The organism is Streptomyces sp. NPDC002232 (assembly GCF_042890295.1).
Lineage (GTDB): Bacteria > Actinomycetota > Actinomycetes > Streptomycetales > Streptomycetaceae > Streptomyces.
Genome location: NZ_JBIARV010000004.1, coordinates 291146 through 306723 on the forward strand (window position 1 = coordinate 291146; position 15578 = coordinate 306723).

A 15578-nucleotide genomic window follows, 5' to 3' on the forward strand; every position below is an offset into this window, starting at 1 on the left:
CCCGGGGGAGTCGAGTCGTCCCGTACGGTCCGTCCCTTAAGGGACCGCCGCCCCTCCGTCAGGCCCCGCCGGGCCGGACGAGGCCCGTCTCGTACGCGTGGACGGCGGCCTGGGTGCGGTCGCGCAGCGAGAGCTTGCTGAGGATCCGGCCCACGTACGTCTTCACGGTCTGCTCGGCGACCACCAGCCGGCCGGCGATCTCCGCGTTGGACAGGCCCTGCGCGATGAGGGTCAGCACCTCGGTCTCGCGCTCGGTCAGGGAGCCCGCCCGCCCCCTGACCGGCGACCGGGGCGTGGGGCTCAGCCGGGAGAACTCGGCGATGAGCCGCTTGGTCACGTGGGGGGCGAGCAGCGCGTCGCCGCGGGCCACGACCCGTACCGCCTGGGCGAGTTCCTCGGCGGAGGCGTCCTTCAGGAGGAAGCCGGACGCGCCGGCGCGCAGCGCCTCGTACACGTACTCGTCCAGGTCGAACGTGGTGAGGACGAGGACCTTCACGGTGGCGCCGGGGACCGAGGTGAGGACGCGGGTGGCTTCGAGACCACCGGTGCCGGGCATCCGGATGTCCATCAGGACGACGTCGGGGGCGAGTTCGGCGGTCCGGGCGACCGCGTCGGCGCCGTCGACGGCCTGGCCGACCACCCGGATGCCCGGCTCGGCGTCGAGGAGCACGGTGAAGCCCTGTCTGACCATCACCTGGTCGTCGGCGATGAGCACCCGGATGTCCGGGCCGGAGCCGCTTCCGTCGGTCATGAACCGTCCTTCGTGTGCGCGGGGTCGTGGAGCGGTGCGGGCAGGACCGCGGTCACGTCCCAGCCGCCGTCGGGGGTGGGCCCGGCCGCGAGTTCGCCGCCCAGCATCGCGGTCCGCTCGCGCATCCCGAGCAGCCCGTGGCCGGGCTCCCGGCGCCCGTCGGGCCCGACGGACCCGACCGGCCGGGTCGCGGCGGTGTTGGTGATCCGTACCGTCAGCCCGTCGGCATGGTAGTGCGTCGCCACGGCGGCCCGGCCGCCGGGCGCGTGGCGCATGGCGTTGCTCAGCGCCTCCTGGACGATGCGGTACGCGGACAGTTCGGTGCCCGGGGAGAGGGGCCGGGGCGCGCCGACGGTCTCGGAGGTGACGTCGAGGCCGGTCGCCCGGACGTTGGCGAGGAGGTCGCCGAGCCGGTCGAGGGTGGGCTGCGGGGCGTGCCGTACGCCGGCCGCCGCGTCGCCCGCCGCCCCGTCCCCGCGCAGGACGCCGAGGACGCGGCGCAGTTCGGTGAGGGCGTCGACGGCGTTCTGCCGGATGCCGGCCAGGTTCTCGCGGAGCTCCGGGGAGGGGTTCTCGACCAGGTGGGGGGCGACCTGGGCCTGGATGGAGATGACGGACATGTGGTGGGCGACGACGTCGTGCAGCTCCCGCGCGATCCGGCCGCGCTCCTCCAGCAGCGCGCGGCGGGCACGCTCCTCCGCGGTCAGCTCCTCCTGCTCGACGAGCCGGGTGCGCGACACGCGGCTGGCCCGGAGGGAGGCCCCGACGACGGTGGCGGTGGCGAAGGCGGTGGCGCCCGCCCAGAGCGTGGGCGCGTGCGGTAGGTCCCCGCGGCCGAGCGCCCCGATCCCGGTGAACAGCGTGATGCCCAGGGCGGCCGCCGAGGCGACCGGCCGGACGCGGAGGGAGAGCAGCAGCAGCACCAGGGTGTGCAGGGCGATCACGCCGGCGCTCCACGGCCATTCGGTCCAGGGGACGTACGCCGTGACGGTCACCGACGCCATGAGCGAGGCCGTGGACAGCCACCAGGCGGGCGCCGGCCGGGTGAGCGCCAGGACGGGGGCGGCACCCTGGGCGACGACGAGCGCGGTGACGCCGCCGGGCATCGGCTGCATGAACCGCGCGTACAGGTTCAGGTTCCAGACGCCCAACACCACGGTGAGGAGCGCGAGATGCGCGTGAGGCAGCCAGTTCAGCCAGCGGTTGCGCGGCAGCGGGTCGCGTCGCCCGGTCCACAGCTCCGCCCGCAGGATGCCGGGCACCGCGCGCAGCGCGGCCTCCCCCCGAGTGGCTTCCCTCACCGTGCTCCCCCTGGCGTGTGTCCGGTCGTCGTGGTGGTGGTGCGGACCGGCGTCCTGCCACCGGCTCGCCGGTCGAAGATCGTTCTGTCGCCCCAGCCTAGGCACGGGGTTCCTCCGTCCGGGCGTCGGGCCGGGCCCCGAGCGGCCCACGGCGGAGCCGCCCGTGAGCGGGGGCGCGGCGGGGGCCGCGCGGGAGGCGTGCCATGGGGGTCCTTCCGTACCGGGATGCGATCCGCTCCCGAACCTAGACAGCGCACCCTCCGGTCGTCGTCCCGCCCGAGAGCCAAACCCCTGGGTAGCTCTCAGGTATGACGGGTAGCCGGCCCGCCCGTGGCGGCCCGGGGCGGCCCGGGGCGGGGTGGCGAGGACGCGTCGGCGGCGCGTAGCGTCGCGATCATGGAATCGCGCACCGGAACCCGCACCGACCAGGCCCCGGCCGACCCCTCCGCCTCCGACGAGCAGCTCGCGACACAGCCCGTCGGCTACTGGACGGGCCTGGCCCACGCGACCGTCACCCGGCATCTGCGCGACGCCCTGGCCAGGGTCGACGTCACGCAGCCGCAGTACTGGGTGCTCAACCGCGTGAACGGCGGGCCCGTGCCGCCGACCCGTGAGGAGGCGGTCGCGCAGCTGACGCCGCTCGCCGACGGGCCGCACGACATCGCCCGCGTCGTCGACCAGCTCCTCCACCGTGCCTGGCTCCGCGTCGACGAGGACGACCGCCTGCGCCTCACGGATGCCGGGGTGGCCGCCCGGGTCCGGATCCGCGAGCTGGTGACCGAGACGCGTGCCGTGGTGCACCGGGGCATCACGGACGAGGAGTACGTGGCCGCGCTCAAGGTGCTGCGCACGATGGTCGCCAACGTCGAGGACGCCACCCAGTAGGTGTCCTGCCGGGCCCCGACGGAGGCGGGCGGCCGACCGGTTCGTCCACCGGCACCCCCTTGGCCCGTACCCGTCGGGCGATCATGATGGGGGGATGTCCGACCACCGAACCCCCGTGACACCCCCCGTGGTGCGGCTCGCCGCGTACACGAAGACGGACCAGCAAGAGATCCTCGGCACGGGCGACGATCCCTTCGGCGTCGCCTCGACGGGGCTGACCTGGCTTCCGAAGGAGGAGCACTTCGGCATCCGGCACGACGGCCGCCTCGTGGCGCACACCGGGCTCCTGCGCCTGCCCGTCGCGATCGGCGGCACCAGGACGGAGGTGGTCGGGGTCGGCGGAGTCGCCGTCGCGCCCGCCCAGCAGGGAAAGGGCCTGGCCCGGCTCGTCGTCGGCGCCGCCCTGGCGCACGCCCGCACCCTGGGCCCCCGGCACGCCCTGCTCTTCTGCCGCCCTCCCCTCGTGCCGCTCTACCGGCGCCTGGGATGGCACCTGCTCGAAGAGGAGGTCCTCGTCGAGCAGCCCGGAGGCCGCCTGGTGACCATGCCCCTGCGCACCATGACGACGCCCCTGCACGACGACGCCCGCCCGGTCTCGGACACGGTACGGCTGTACTCGCCGCCCATGTGACGCGAGCCGCGTCCGGTGGCCCGGGGCACCGACGGCGCGTGGACGTCCCCACCGGCCGCCTCCGGCCGCCGGGCCGGAGCACGGCGCGCCGTGGGACGGCCGGTCGGGCCGACGGCGACGGATCCGGTCCCTATGCTCGGGACATGACGATTCAGCGCATGGACAACGTCGGCATCGTCGTCGGCGACCTCGACGCCGCCGTCGCCTTCTTCACCGAGCTCGGCATGGAGCTGGAGGGCAGGGCCCCGATCGAGGGAAGCTGGGCGGGAAGGGTCGTCGGCCTCGACGGCATGCGGTGCGAGATCGCGATGATGCGCATCCCGGACGCCCCAGGCCGCCTCGAACTGGCCCAGTACCACGCCCCGGAGGCGATCACCCCCGAGCCGGCCACCACCCCGGCGAACACCCTGGGCCTGCACCGCGTCATGTTCGCCGTGGACGACATCGAGGACACCCTCGCCCGCCTCCGGCCGCACGGCGCCGAACTCGTCGGCGAGGTGATGCGGTTCGAGGACAGCTACCTCCTGTGCTACCTCCGCGGACCGAGCGGGATCATCGTCGGGCTGGCCGAGCAACTGAGCTGAGCCGGGTGGCCGACCAGCTGAACTGAGTCGGACCGGCCGGGTAACTGAACTGAGCCGGGGTCTGGCCGACCAGCTGAGCCGGGCCGGCCGAGCGGCTGAGCCGAGAAGGGGGCAGGCGGGGGCCCGCCGCCTGCCCCCTCCCGTGCAGCGGTGACCCGTTCAAGATCGCAGAGACGGCTCGTCCCGCGCTTCGTACGATCCGATGAAAGAACGCCCGCGCTGTCCGCCCGTTCTGGTGGTCGCGGCCGGGGACCCCACCCGGACCGCCCCGCCCCGCCCCGCCCGACCTGCGAGAACCCCCGAACCCGGCCGGGACCGGGTGTCCTTGACAGAAGCCTGAAACCGTGAGGGACTGAGCCGGCTCGGTGAGACCGGAGCCGCCCCCGATCGCGTGGACACCACGGCGGTGCGGCATCTCCGGTCGATCGGCACGGCCCGCGACACCATCCCCGTCCCGGCCGCCGATCCACGCCACCGGCGTACGCCGGACTCCCGCCGCATCAGGCCCCGCCGGGGCCTCCGGAGAGGGATCCGCGCCGACGCCCCGCGCTCCCCCCGCGCCGCCGAGCCACGGACCCCCACCGGCACGCCCGGCCGCTCCCACGCGCCCGCAGCCGTGCCCGTGCACCTCACCTCCGACCGCGAGCCGCGCGGCCGGTACCTCCCGCGCGCGCTCGGCCGAGCCCGCGCGGACGGGGCCGGCCGCGCCTCCGGTCATGCCCAGCCCAGGAGTGACGCGACCATGAACGAACCCCGGACCCCCGAACGCGAGGCGGCCGTACACCCCGTCGATCAGACCCTGCCCCCGGGCAGACTGATCGGCGCCGGGCTCCAGCACGTGGCGGCCATGTACGCGGGCGTGGTGGCCCCGCCCCTCGTCGTGGGCATCGGCGTGGGCCTGCCCACCGCCGACATCGCGTTCCTCATGAGCGCGAGCCTCTTCGCCTCCGGCATCGCCACGCTGCTCCAGACCCTCGGATTCTGGAACATCGGGTCCCGTCTGCCCTTCGTGAACGGCGTCTCCTTCGCCGGCGTCGCCCCCATGCTGGCGATCGCGAAGGCGCAGAGCCCCGAGGACGCCCTGCCCGTCATCTACGGTGCCGTCCTGGTCGCGGGAGTCCTCGGCTTCCTGCTGGCCCCCTGGTTCTGCAAGCTGGTCCGGTTCTTCCCGCCGATCGTCACCGGCACCGTCATCACCCTCATCGGGGTCTCGCTGCTGCCCGTCGCCTTCAACTGGGCCCAGGGCGGCAACCGGAAGGCCGACGACTACGGGAGCCTCACCCACATAGGCCTCGCCGCCGCGAGCCTGCTGATCACGGTCGTCCTGCGGCGGGTGCTGCGCGGTTTCCTCAAGCAGCTGTCCATCCTCTTCGGGCTCATCGCCGGCACCCTGCTCTCCCTGCCGCTCGGCGTGGCCGACTTCAGCGGCGTCACCGACGCCGACCTCGTGGGATTCCCCACGCCCTTCCACTTCGGCGCCCCGCAGTTCACCGCCGCCGCGATCATCTCGATGTGCGTCGTGATGCTCGTGATCATGACCGAGTCGACCGCCGACGTGCTGGCCCTCGGTGAGATCGTCGGGCGTCCCGCCGACGAGAAGACCCTGGCCGCCGCACTGCGCGCCGACGGCCTCGGCACCGCCCTGAGTCCCCTCTTCAACGCGTTCGCGGCCAGCGCCTTCGCCCAGAACGTCGGCCTGGTCGCCCTCACGAAGATCCGCAGCCGATACGTCGTCGCGGCGGCGGGCGGCATCCTCGTGCTGCTCGGGCTCTGCCCCATGCTCGCCTCGCTCGTCGCGCTGATTCCCCAGCCCGTCCTGGGCGGCGTGGGCATCACGCTCTTCGGCACCATCGCCGCGAGCGGCGTGCAGACCCTCTCCAAGGCCTCCCTGGAGCGCGGCGACAACGTCCTCGTCGTGGCCGTCTCGCTCGGCGCCGGCATCATCCCCATGGCCGCCCCGGACTTCTACCACGCCTTCCCCGAGAGCCTGCGCATCATCCTCGACTCCGGGATCAGCACGGGCTGCGTCGTCGCCGTTCTCCTCAACCTGGCCTTCAACCACCTGGGCAGGACCCCCGACCCGGCACCCGCGGAGGCGGCCCCGCAGCCGGTGCACTGACGGCGCGTCACGCCGTCCGGCGGTCCCTCAGCTCCGCGAGCCACGCGCGGAGCTGCTCGTCGTCGTGCACGGAGGCGCCGCTCGCGTCCGCGGGAAGGTCGACTCCGTGGAGGAGGCCCAGCGCCCACCAGGAGACCTCGTCCCAGACGAGTCCGTCGGCGGCCACCCACCGCCCGGCCCAGCGGTCGGCCTCGTCCCGGGTCAGACGACCCTCCACGAGCGCGGCGAACCGCTCCTCGATCTCGTCGGGCGTCGGCTGTCGGCTGCTGTCCATGCGCCGACCGTACCGGCGCCCGACGGCGGGGCGGGCGCCGCCTTCACGTCAGGTCGAGAAGCTGCGCGCGGAGCCCGCCGAAACGGCCCTTCCCATCGGTGAGACGAACCTCCAGGATCCAGCGGCAGCGCCAGCCGGCGCCGTCGGCACGGCGCAGCGGGCGGTCGTTCTCCGGAGCGATGTACGCCTCCGGCGAGGCACCGTCGGCGTGCTCGTACGGGGCGCCTCCGACCAGACGGCCCGCGCTCCGGCTCGCCAGGACCCATCCGGCGTCGGCGGCGCGGCGCTCGACCTCCGCGTACAACTGCCGCCCCGTGATGTCCGGGTCGGCCCGGAAGGCGTCCCGCCCGGCGGCGAACACCGAGGCGAGGTCGTCGCCCAGGCGCCTCCTGACCGGGTCGGCCCCGAGGACCAGGGTGCGGCAGAAGTCGACCTCGTACGCGTCGAAGACCGGGCCGAGGACGAGGACGGCGAGGTCGTCGCGGCCGATGGTCCGGTCCGGCAGGCCCGGCTCGTACGGGAGCAGCGTGTGCGGGCCGGAGCGGACGAGGCGCCGCCGTCCGTGCCGCGCGGTCCCGAACATCGTGTGGGAGAGGTCCCGGATCCGGTCGTCGGCCTCCTGCTCGCCGGTGCCGGGAGCGACCAGCCCCCGGGCCTCGACCTCGGCGAAGAGGGCTTCGGCCCTGCGCTGCGCCTCGACGAGGCTCAGCGTGCGCAGCCTCTCGTCCATCCGGTCGGGTGCTCCCATGGTGCCCTGCTCTCTTCCTTCACGGGGTCGCCCGCACGATGACGAGGGACCCTTCGTAGGTGGCCTGCGTCCGCAGGTGTCCGAAGCGCTCGTCCCAGGCCCCGGACTCCAGATCGCGGCTGAGCATCCGGTCGAAGCGCTCGCGTGCCCCGTCGTCGATGAAGCTCCATGCCGAGCAGGCCTGGCGGGCCGCCGGGTCGAGGAGCATCTCGGGCCGCCCGTAGTAGGCCTCGTTGAAGTTGTCGGTGCAGTCGAGGGGGATGGGGACGCGACGGGTCGTCACGGTCCCGCCGAGGGCGGCCGCCATGGCCTCGACCGGCGGATGGCGGCGGGCCTCGGTGTCCAGGACCTCGGGGGCGTACGCGTACAGCCAGAAGTCCCGTACGAGCCGGGGGTCGCAGGTCAGGACGACGACCGGCCCGTGGGTGACGCGGCGCATCTCCCGCAGGCCCGCCGCGACGTCGCTCCACTGGTGGACGCTGAACAGCGTCATGGCCCCCTCGAACGCGTCGTCCGGGAACGGCAGGTCCTCCGCGACGGCGTCGATGGCGGCCGTCAGCCGGACCGGGCGCCGGGCCCGCATCGACTCGGACGGCTCGACGGCCGTCACGGCCCGGGCGGCGGACTCGTAGGACCCGGCGCCGGCGCCGACGTTGATCACGGTCCGTGCTCCGCCGAGCGCCTCGGCGATGGCCTGGGCGACGCGGCCGTCGGGCCCGCGGTGCGCGGCGTGTCCGGAGCCGACGGCGCCGTGGGCGACGTCTCCGGCACCGGCGTCCTGGGTGCGTGCGTGCATGGGGGCTCTACCTCGCCTTGTGAGCAGGGACGGGGGCGGCCCGCCGTCACCGGGGGTGCCGACCTGCGGGCGCGGAGGGCCGAGGTCAACCCCCACGGAAGCATTTTGCATCCGCCAGGGTCGTTCCGTAAGACGGCTGGCACATGCCTATCCGATCGCCCGTGAGCGCCACAGATGCGACTTGGATGATGTGCCGACGATCGGGAGGCGCGGACTCCGGGTGGCGGGGGCGTGCGGGGCACCCGAGAGGGCAGAATGCCCTCATGGATCACACCTGCAAGCTGAGAGGCGCGGTGCATCTCGCGGATGCGTCTCCACGGCGGCGCGGTCGCGCGTCCCGGACGGGCCAGGTGCGGCGTGCACGGTGACGCCCTCCCTCCGGGGCAGCGCGAGGCCCGGGGGTGGCCGGTGTCCCACTACGGCCCCGTGCCCCGGTTCCGCGCCGACCGCTGGAGCCTCCAGGTCTTCGGCGCGACCGCGACGGGAGGGAAGTACTCCTGGACCTTCGACGAGGTCATGGCCCTCCCCGGGACCACGATCACCACGGACCTCCACTGCGCCTCGGGCACCACGACCCGCGGGCACGAGTTCTTCGGCGTGCCGGCCTCGGTCCTCCTGGACCTCGCACCGCCCGCCCCGGACGTCACCCACGTCATGGCCTGGGCCGAGTACGGCTACAGCGCCAATCTCCGGCTGTCCGACCTCACCGCCGACCGCACGCTCATGGCCACCCACCACGACGGCGAACCCCTCACCGTCGAGCACGGCTTCCCCCTGCGCCTGGTCGTGCCGCACCTCTACGGCTACAAGGGGCCCAAGTGGCTGCGCGGCATCGAGTACATGACCCGGGACCGGCGCGGCTTCTGGGAGGAGCGGGGCTTCCACAACACCGCCGATCCGTGGACCGAGCAGCGCTACTCGTACCAGGAGGACGACCACCCGCCGGACGGCCCCCCGGCCTGAGGAGTCCGGGGCCGGGCTCGCCGGGGCGCCGCGCCGCCCTGTGCCATGCTGATCCCGATCGAGACCTGGCGAGGGTGTGTACGGGGAGTGGTTCACGGTGGCGTTCGACGAGAGCGAGCGGGTGGCGGGCCTGATCGGCGCGCAGGAGAAGGCGATCGAGCTCTTCGCCGAGATCGAGAAGCGCGGGCTGGTGGCTCCGGGCCGGGGCGAGCGCGAGGTGAGCGACGCGATCCGTGACCTGGCGAACGACCTGTTCGGGACCACCAAGCACTGGCACAAGCGGATCATCCGCTCCGGCCCCAACACCCTGCTGCCCTACCGGGACAACCCGCCGGACCGCGTCATCGGCGAGGACGACGTCGCCTTCGCCGACTTCGGCCCGATCTTCGAGGAGTACGAGGCGGACTTCGGCCGCACCTACGTCTTCGGCGACGACCCGGACAAGCAGCGCCTCCTGACCGACCTGCCGCGCGTCTTCGACGCCGGCCGGGCCGCCTTCCGGGCCGACGGGAACATCACCGGAGCGCAGCTGTACGCCGAGGTCGAGCGACTGGCCGCCGAGGCCGGCTGGGACATCGGCATCTGGCACGCCGGCCACCTGGTGGGGGAGTTCCCGCACGAGACCAACGACGGCGAGAAGGCGCAGTCGTACATCACGCCCGAGAACACCACGACGCTGCGCCGCACCGACCGGTCCGGCCGCCCCTGCCACTGGATCCTCGAACTGCACTTCGTCGACCGGGAGAAGGGGTTCGGCGGCTTCTACGAGCAGCTGCTCGACCTCGCGTGACGGACGAGGTGACACACCCGCCGCCCGTGCGCGCCCGGCATCAGTAGACGTCGCGGACGTACCGCTTCTCGGCCGCCATCCGCTCGACGAAGGCGTCGGCCTCCTCGCCGCTCATCCTCCCGTGCCGGGCGACGATCTCGCGCAGCGTCCGGTCGACGTCCTTCGCCATGCGGGTGGCGTCGCCGCACACGTAGAAGTGGGCGCCGTCCCGGAGCCAGGACCACACGGCGGAGCCGTGCTCCCGCATCCGGTCCTGGACGTACACCTTGTTGCGCCGGTCGCGGGAGAAGGCGACGTCGAGCCGGTCGAGGTGACCGGAGGCGACATGGGCCTCCAGGTCCTCGCGGTGGTAGAAGTCGGTCGCCTCGCGCTGCTCGCCGAAGAACAGCCAGTTGCGGCCGGTGTGGCCCCGGGCCAGGCGGTCCTCGAGGAAGCCGACGAAGGGCGCCACGCCCGTGCCGGGACCGACCATGATCATGGGTGCGGCGGCGTCGGCCGGCGGACGGAAGTGCGGGGAAGGCCGCACGAAGACCTGGACGGGCCCGTCGTCGGCGTGGTCGGCGAGATGGGCGGAGCAGACGCCGGTGCGGTCCCGCCCGAGGCCGTTCGTGTAGCGGACGACGGAGACGGTGAGCCGGACCTCGCCCGGGTGGGCGAGCGGGCTGGAGGAGATCGAGTACAGGCGCGGCTGGAGCCGTTTGAGGACGCCGGTCCACTCGGCCGCTGAGGCGCGTACCGGGAAGCCGCCGATCACGTCGGCCATCTGCCGGCCCCAACTCCACTTCGCCAGCTCGTCCTTGTTCCCGGGGCGGAGCAGCCGCCCGAGGTCGACGCTGCCGGTGCGCTCGGCCACGAACCTCAGCAGGTCGGGCGTGAGGCGGGTGATGTCGAAGCGGGTCCGCAGGGCCTCGGCCAGTGGGAGCGGACCGGGGGAGCCGACGTCGACCGGCTCGTGGGGGTGGAGTCCGGTCAGGGCCAGCCACTCGGCGACCAGGTCGGTGCTGTTGGCCGGCCAGACGCCGAGCGCGTCACCCGCCTCGTACGCGAGCTCGCCGCCGCGGGTGTCGAAGGCGAACTGGCGCACCTCCTTCTCGGAGCCGGGCAGGCTGAGCAGGCGGTTGCCGACGAGGAGCGTGGGGAACGGCGAGGCCTTCGTGTACGGCCCGGAGCTGGGGACCGCCGCCTCCCTGGAACCGGCGGGGCCGGAACGGGCGGGGCCGGGGGCCGCGGCGGGGGGCGGCTCCGGCGGACGGGCCGAGAGGAGGGGAAGGAGCGCGGTGAACCAGGCCTCGGAGCTGTCCTCGTGGTCGGGTTCGCAATCGGTACGGGGGTGCAGGCGGGTGGCGCCGAGTGCGGCGAGGCGCTCGTCGACCCGCCGCCCGTGGCCGCAGAAGTCGCCGTAGCCGGAGTCGCCGAAGGCCAGGACGGAGTACCGGACGCCGTCCAGGCGCGGTGCCTCGGGGGACGCGAGCCGCTGCCAGAAGGAGGCGCCGTTGTCCGGGGCGTCCCCGTCCCCGTACGTGCTCGTCACGACCAGCAGGTCGGTGTCGGGGCCCACCTCCCCGGGATCGACGCTCTCCATGGGGACGAGGGCCGGTGCGTGCCCGGCCTCGGTCAGCCGGTCGGTGAGCACGGCGGCGAAGTCCTCGGCGGTCCCGGTCTGGGAGGCCCAGAGGACCAGCAGCCGCCGTGCGGGGGCGGTCCGAGACCCGCCACCGGGGGGTGCCGCTGCGGATGCCGACGCCGCGACGGACGGGGCCGGATCCGGTGGGGAGGCCGTGCGGGAGTACGCCCCGGCGAGGACCCCGTCGACCCACAGACCGTGCTCCGGCGCGAAGGGCGCGGACGCCGGGAGGACGGGGACCCGGCCGTCGGCGGAGGCTCCGGCGAGCCCGGACAGGAATCCGGCGAGGTAGCGGCGCTCGGGCTCGGTGAAGGGCGGGGGGACGAGGTCGGCGACGCCGAAGAGGCGGGCGAGCGCGGGGACGGGGTCGCCGCCGGGTACGGGGTCCCGGTCGGGCGCGAGGCCCCCGTCGGGCACGCCGTCCGCGAGGTCTCCGCCGCGTGCGCCGTCTCCGTCCGGGGCAGGCGGCGGCGCCGTGGGCAGCGGCTCTCCGGAGGACCGCGGCTCCGGGAGTGCGACACGTATAGGCGCGGCCGTCCTCGCGAGGGTCACCGCGCACGCCTTGAACTCCGGCTGGAAGGAGAGCGGGTCGACGGCGTCGTTCGTGACGGCGTTGACGCTGAGGTACTCGCCGAACAGGTCGTTCCAGTGGAAGGGCGCGAAGCAGTTCCCGGGCCGGACCCGGTCGGTCACCACCGCGGGCAGGACGGCGCGACCGCGCCGCGAGGCCATCTCCACGCTGTCGCCCTCGCCGACGCCGAGCGCGGCCGCGTCCTCGGGGTGGACCTCGACGAAGGGGCCGGGGCCGAGCTTCGCGAGCCTGGCGACCTTCCCGGTCCTGGTCATCGTGTGCCACTGGTGCGGGACGCGCCCCGTGTTCAGGACGAACGGATAGTCGTCGTCCGGGAGTTCGGCCGGGGGGAGGTGCGGGCGGGCGAAGAAACGGGCGCGGCCGCTCGGCGTCGGGAAGGCGAGCCGGGGCCGGGTGCCGTCCTCCCGTTCCAGGAGCGACTGACTCACACCGTCGTTCACGTAGCGGATCGGGTTCCGGTCGGGGCCGTCGGCGTCCGGGGCCGGCCACTGGACGGGGGTGGCGCGCAGCCGCGCGTAGTCGACGCCGCGCAGGTCCCAGCCGGTCGCGGGGTTCCAGGCCTGCTTCAGCTCCTCGAAGACCTCCTCGGCGGAGGCGTACGTGAAGCCCTCGGCGAAGCCCATCTCGCAGGCGACGCGGGCGATGAGCCGCCAGTCGGGGAGGGCCTGGCCGGGCGGGTCGACCACGCCCTGGACCAGGGTGAGGTTCCGTTCGGAGTTGACCATGACGCCGTCGGACTCCGCCCAGAGCGTGGCGGGCAGCACGACGTCCGCGTACGCGTTGGTCTCGGTCTCGGCGAACACGTCCTGGGTGACGACGAGTTCCGCTGCCTCCAGGGCGGTGATCACGGTCCTGCGGTTGGCGACGGAGGCGACGGGATTCGTGCAGATGATCCAGCAGGCCTTGATCTCCCCGGCCGCCATCCGTTCGAACATCTCGACGGTGCCGCGCCCGACCTCGGTCCGCAGCGATCCCTCGGGGATCCGCCACAGGTCCTCGACGAAGGCACGGTCGGCGTCGACGAGGACCGACCGCTGCCCGGGGAGGCCGGGACCCATGTAGCCCATCTCCCGCCCGCCCATGGCGTTGGGCTGGCCGGTCAGCGAGAAGGGCCCGGACCCGGGGCGGCACAGGGCGCCGGTGGCGAGGTGGAGGTTGACGAGCGCGTTGGTGTTCCAGGTGCCGTGCGTGGACTGGTTGAGCCCCATGGTCCAGCAGCTCATCCACTCGCCGGCCTCGCCGATCCACCGCGCGGCCCGGCGGATGTCCGCCTCGGGGAGGCCGGTGATCCGGGCCACCTCGGCCGGCGCGTAGTCGGCGAGGAAGGCGGGCATGGCCTCCCACCCCTCGGTGAACTCGGCGACGAACGCCTCGTCGACGTGCCCGTCCTCCACGAGCAGGTGCAACAGGCCGTTGAGCAGGGCGAGGTCCGTACCCGGCTTGATCTGGAGGAACAGGTCGGCCTTGTCGGCGGTGGCGCTGCGCCGGGGATCGACGACGATCAGCTTCGCCCCGGCCGACCGCACCCGGTCCATCATCCGCAGGAAGAGGATCGGGTGGCAGTCGGCCATGTTGGCGCCGATGACGAAGAACGCGTCGGCCCGGTCGAAGTCCTGGTACGAGCCCGGGGGACCGTCCGCCCCCAGCGACAGCTTGTAGCCGGATCCGGCGGACGCCATGCACAGCCGGGAGTTCGACTCGATCTGGTGCGTGCGGACGAAGCCCTTGGCCAGCTTGTTCGCCAGGTACTGCGCCTCCAGCGACATCTGCCCGGACACGTAGAAGGACAGGGCGTCGGGACCGTGCTCGTCGAGGATCGCGCGCAGCCGCCGGGCGACCTCGGTGACGGCGGTGTCGACGTCGGACGCGACCGCCTCGCCGCCCCGCTCCGCGCGGACCAGCGCGGCCGTGGCGCGCCCGGTGGCCGCCAGCATGTCCGCGCTCGTGGAGCCCTTGGTGCAGAGCCGGCCGGAGTTGGTCGGATGGCTCCTGTCGCCCGAGGCCCTCACGGCGCGCCGCAGGCCGGTGGCGGGGTCCCGGGTGACGTCGAGAACGATCCCGCAGCCGACCCCGCAGTACGAGCAGACCGTCCGCGCGGCCTCGGTCCCTGAGTCCGGCGACGCCACCGGCACCCCTCCCCCTCGACGAACAGGTGGGCGATTCCCACGGCTCCAGGGTAGGGAGGGCCGGTTTCCTGATGATCACGCCTCCCTCACGCAGCGGGTTACGCCGTCCGCACCACGACGGGGAGGCCACCGTGAGCACCGCGCGGGACCGGCTCCCGGGCCGCGCGGGTGAGGGGGAGGAGCGCTCGGGCCGTGCGGGTGCGGGGGGACGGAGCGCTCGGGGTGGGCCACGCGGTGGACCGCGACGACGGTCGCACGCACCGCGCGCCTGTGGCCTCCCGTGGGGAGCCGGGAGGCGGGCGCGGCCAGGGCTCCCACGGGGACGCGGAGCACGGCCGACGGCCGGACCGCGGGGTGAGCGGTGCGGAGGGGCCGCTTGCGGTTCACCTTGCCACCGGGCCGGCCGGGTGCGCCAGAGTCGTGCACGAACCGGGCCTGGCATATGCGACCCGGGCTCGGCGGCGAGCGGACCCGTCGTCGTGGAACGGCGGGGCGGCGGAGGCGCCGCGCGAGGCCGGGGGAGCGGGATCGCCCGCTCCCGCCTCCACAGGCGGTTCCGCCTCCTTCACCGGTTCCGTGGCTCCAGACGGAAATCGAAGCCGAGGGTCCCCGGATCCAGGGCGGTCGCGCCGCCGTCGACGGTGAGCACCGCACCGTTCACGAAGGAGGCGGCGGGCGACAGCAGCCAGGCGATGGCCTCCGCGACCTCCCGCGGGTCACCGGGCCGCCCGGCGGGCAGGACCCGGGTCACCTCGTCGTACGCCGCTTCCAGACCGTTCCCCTCCAGACCCGCCTCCTCGGCGAACCGGTTCATCCGGCGGTCGGCCATGTCGGTGCGCACCCAGCTGGGGCACACCGTGTTGGCGCGCAGCCCGGCGCTCCCGTAGTCGACCGCGAGCGAGCGGCACAGTTGCAGCAGCGCGGCTTTGGAGGTGGCGTACGCGGCGTTCCCGACGCCGTTGCGCAGGGCGGACACCGAGGCCACCGCGACCACCGCGCCTCGGGCGTCGAGCAGGTGCGGGAGGGCGGCGCGCAGCAGCAGGAACGGGCCGGTGAGGTTGGTCCGCATCACGTCGTCCCAGTCCTCCAGGGTGACGTCACCGACCCCGCCGCCCCGCCCGATGCCCGCGTTGAGCACCAGACCGTCGAGCCGCCCGTACGCGCCGACCACCGTCTCGACGAGCGCGGCCACCGCCGCCGGGTCCCCGATGTCCGACGGCACGGCGAGGGCGCCGGTCTCCTCGGCGACGAGCCGCAGCGGCTCGGGGCGCCGCCCGGACACCGCGACCTTGTGGCCCGCCTCGGCCAGGGAGTGCGCGGTCGCCGCCCCGATCCCCGTTCCGCCCCCGGTCACCAGGTACACGCGCTCGTCCGCCATGTCCGCTTCCCTCCCG

13 protein-coding genes are annotated in these 15578 nt (G+C 74.1%); 6 read left to right on the forward strand and 7 right to left on the reverse strand.

Annotation, left to right across the window (positions count from 1 at the left end):
• Positions 1–58 precede the first annotated feature (58 nt).
• Together ACFYXU_RS19325 and ACFYXU_RS19330 are read right to left on the reverse strand one after the other, a co-directional pair.
• A complete protein-coding gene (locus ACFYXU_RS19325) occupies positions 59–751 on the reverse strand; it encodes a response regulator (protein WP_376512538.1) in 693 nt (230 codons plus the stop codon).
• Entirely contained in the window at positions 748–2052 is a 1305-nt protein-coding gene (locus tag ACFYXU_RS19330) for a sensor histidine kinase (protein WP_389405989.1), read from the reverse strand. The genes ACFYXU_RS19325 and ACFYXU_RS19330 overlap by 4 nt, the downstream gene beginning before the upstream one ends.
• A 396-nt stretch (positions 2053–2448) precedes the next feature.
• Between ACFYXU_RS19330 and ACFYXU_RS19335 the strand changes: the two genes are divergently transcribed.
• The 4 genes from ACFYXU_RS19335 to ACFYXU_RS19350 all read left to right on the forward strand — a co-directional run bounded on the left by ACFYXU_RS19335 (position 2449) and on the right by ACFYXU_RS19350 (position 6271).
• Positions 2449–2937 (forward strand): MarR family winged helix-turn-helix transcriptional regulator, encoded by a 489-nt coding sequence (locus tag ACFYXU_RS19335; protein ID WP_389458792.1) that lies wholly within the window; start codon positions 2449–2451, stop codon positions 2935–2937.
• Between the two features lie 94 nt (positions 2938–3031).
• Entirely contained in the window at positions 3032–3568 is a 537-nt protein-coding gene (locus tag ACFYXU_RS19340; protein WP_389458794.1) for a GNAT family N-acetyltransferase, read from the forward strand.
• Positions 3569–3711: 143 nt separating this feature from the next.
• The gene (locus tag ACFYXU_RS19345) at positions 3712–4152 is read left to right on the forward strand and encodes a VOC family protein (protein WP_361391363.1); all 441 of its coding nucleotides are present in this window, start codon (positions 3712–3714) and stop codon (positions 4150–4152) included.
• A 742-nt stretch (positions 4153–4894) separates the two neighbouring features.
• Complete coding sequence (locus ACFYXU_RS19350) at positions 4895–6271, forward strand: nucleobase:cation symporter-2 family protein (protein ID WP_389458797.1); 1377 nt, start codon at positions 4895–4897, stop codon at positions 6269–6271.
• Between the two features lie 7 nt (positions 6272–6278).
• Here ACFYXU_RS19350 and ACFYXU_RS19355 read toward each other — a convergent pair whose 3' ends face one another.
• From ACFYXU_RS19355 to ACFYXU_RS19365, 3 genes are read right to left on the reverse strand one after another with little or no spacing between them, the layout of a single operon-like run.
• Positions 6279–6545, reverse strand: a complete 267-nt coding sequence (locus ACFYXU_RS19355; RefSeq protein ID WP_376517098.1) for a hypothetical protein — start codon at positions 6543–6545, stop codon at positions 6279–6281.
• 43 nt (positions 6546–6588) lie between these two features.
• Positions 6589–7293 (reverse strand): M24 family metallopeptidase, encoded by a 705-nt coding sequence (locus tag ACFYXU_RS19360; RefSeq protein WP_389458799.1) that lies wholly within the window; start codon positions 7291–7293, stop codon positions 6589–6591.
• A gap of 19 nt (positions 7294–7312) precedes the next feature.
• Positions 7313–8089 (reverse strand): class I SAM-dependent methyltransferase, encoded by a 777-nt coding sequence (locus ACFYXU_RS19365; RefSeq protein ID WP_389458801.1) that lies wholly within the window; start codon positions 8087–8089, stop codon positions 7313–7315.
• Between the two features lie 306 nt (positions 8090–8395).
• On the opposite strand from ACFYXU_RS19365, the gene ACFYXU_RS19370 reads away from it, so the two are divergent.
• Together ACFYXU_RS19370 and ACFYXU_RS19375 are read left to right on the forward strand one after the other, a co-directional pair.
• Positions 8396–9052: a molybdopterin-dependent oxidoreductase gene (locus ACFYXU_RS19370; protein ID WP_389405983.1), complete on the forward strand. Its 657-nt coding sequence runs from the start codon at positions 8396–8398 to the stop codon at positions 9050–9052.
• Between the two features lie 97 nt (positions 9053–9149).
• Positions 9150–9842: a M24 family metallopeptidase gene (locus ACFYXU_RS19375; protein WP_389405982.1), complete on the forward strand. Its 693-nt coding sequence runs from the start codon at positions 9150–9152 to the stop codon at positions 9840–9842.
• 40 nt (positions 9843–9882) lie between these two features.
• Here the strand turns inward: ACFYXU_RS19375 and ACFYXU_RS19380 are convergent, their stop codons facing one another.
• Together ACFYXU_RS19380 and ACFYXU_RS19385 are read right to left on the reverse strand one after the other, a co-directional pair.
• Complete coding sequence (locus ACFYXU_RS19380; protein WP_389458803.1) at positions 9883–14184, reverse strand: molybdopterin-dependent oxidoreductase; 4302 nt, start codon at positions 14182–14184, stop codon at positions 9883–9885.
• A gap of 565 nt (positions 14185–14749) precedes the next feature.
• Complete coding sequence (locus ACFYXU_RS19385; protein ID WP_376517111.1) at positions 14750–15562, reverse strand: SDR family NAD(P)-dependent oxidoreductase; 813 nt, start codon at positions 15560–15562, stop codon at positions 14750–14752.
• Between the last annotated feature and the right edge of the window lie 16 nt (positions 15563–15578).

What these genes read in the sequence shown, in the direction of transcription:
- ACFYXU_RS19360 (WP_389458799.1), bottom strand. Translation starts at nt 7,293, where the DNA reads ATGGGAGCACCCGACCGGATGGACGAGAGGCTGCGCACGCTGAGCCTC.
- ACFYXU_RS19350 (WP_389458797.1), top strand. Translation starts at nt 4,895, where the DNA reads ATGAACGAACCCCGGACCCCCGAACGCGAGGCGGCCGTACACCCCGTC.
- ACFYXU_RS19385 (WP_376517111.1), bottom strand. Translation starts at nt 15,562, where the DNA reads ATGGCGGACGAGCGCGTGTACCTGGTGACCGGGGGCGGAACGGGGATC.
- ACFYXU_RS19355 (WP_376517098.1), bottom strand. Translation starts at nt 6,545, where the DNA reads ATGGACAGCAGCCGACAGCCGACGCCCGACGAGATCGAGGAGCGGTTC.
- ACFYXU_RS19325 (WP_376512538.1), bottom strand. Translation starts at nt 751, where the DNA reads ATGACCGACGGAAGCGGCTCCGGCCCGGACATCCGGGTGCTCATCGCC.
- ACFYXU_RS19345 (WP_361391363.1), top strand. Translation starts at nt 3,712, where the DNA reads ATGACGATTCAGCGCATGGACAACGTCGGCATCGTCGTCGGCGACCTC.
- ACFYXU_RS19335 (WP_389458792.1), top strand. Translation starts at nt 2,449, where the DNA reads ATGGAATCGCGCACCGGAACCCGCACCGACCAGGCCCCGGCCGACCCC.
- ACFYXU_RS19370 (WP_389405983.1), top strand. Translation starts at nt 8,396, where the DNA reads ATGCGTCTCCACGGCGGCGCGGTCGCGCGTCCCGGACGGGCCAGGTGC.
- ACFYXU_RS19340 (WP_389458794.1), top strand. Translation starts at nt 3,032, where the DNA reads ATGTCCGACCACCGAACCCCCGTGACACCCCCCGTGGTGCGGCTCGCC.
- ACFYXU_RS19365 (WP_389458801.1), bottom strand. Translation starts at nt 8,089, where the DNA reads ATGCACGCACGCACCCAGGACGCCGGTGCCGGAGACGTCGCCCACGGC.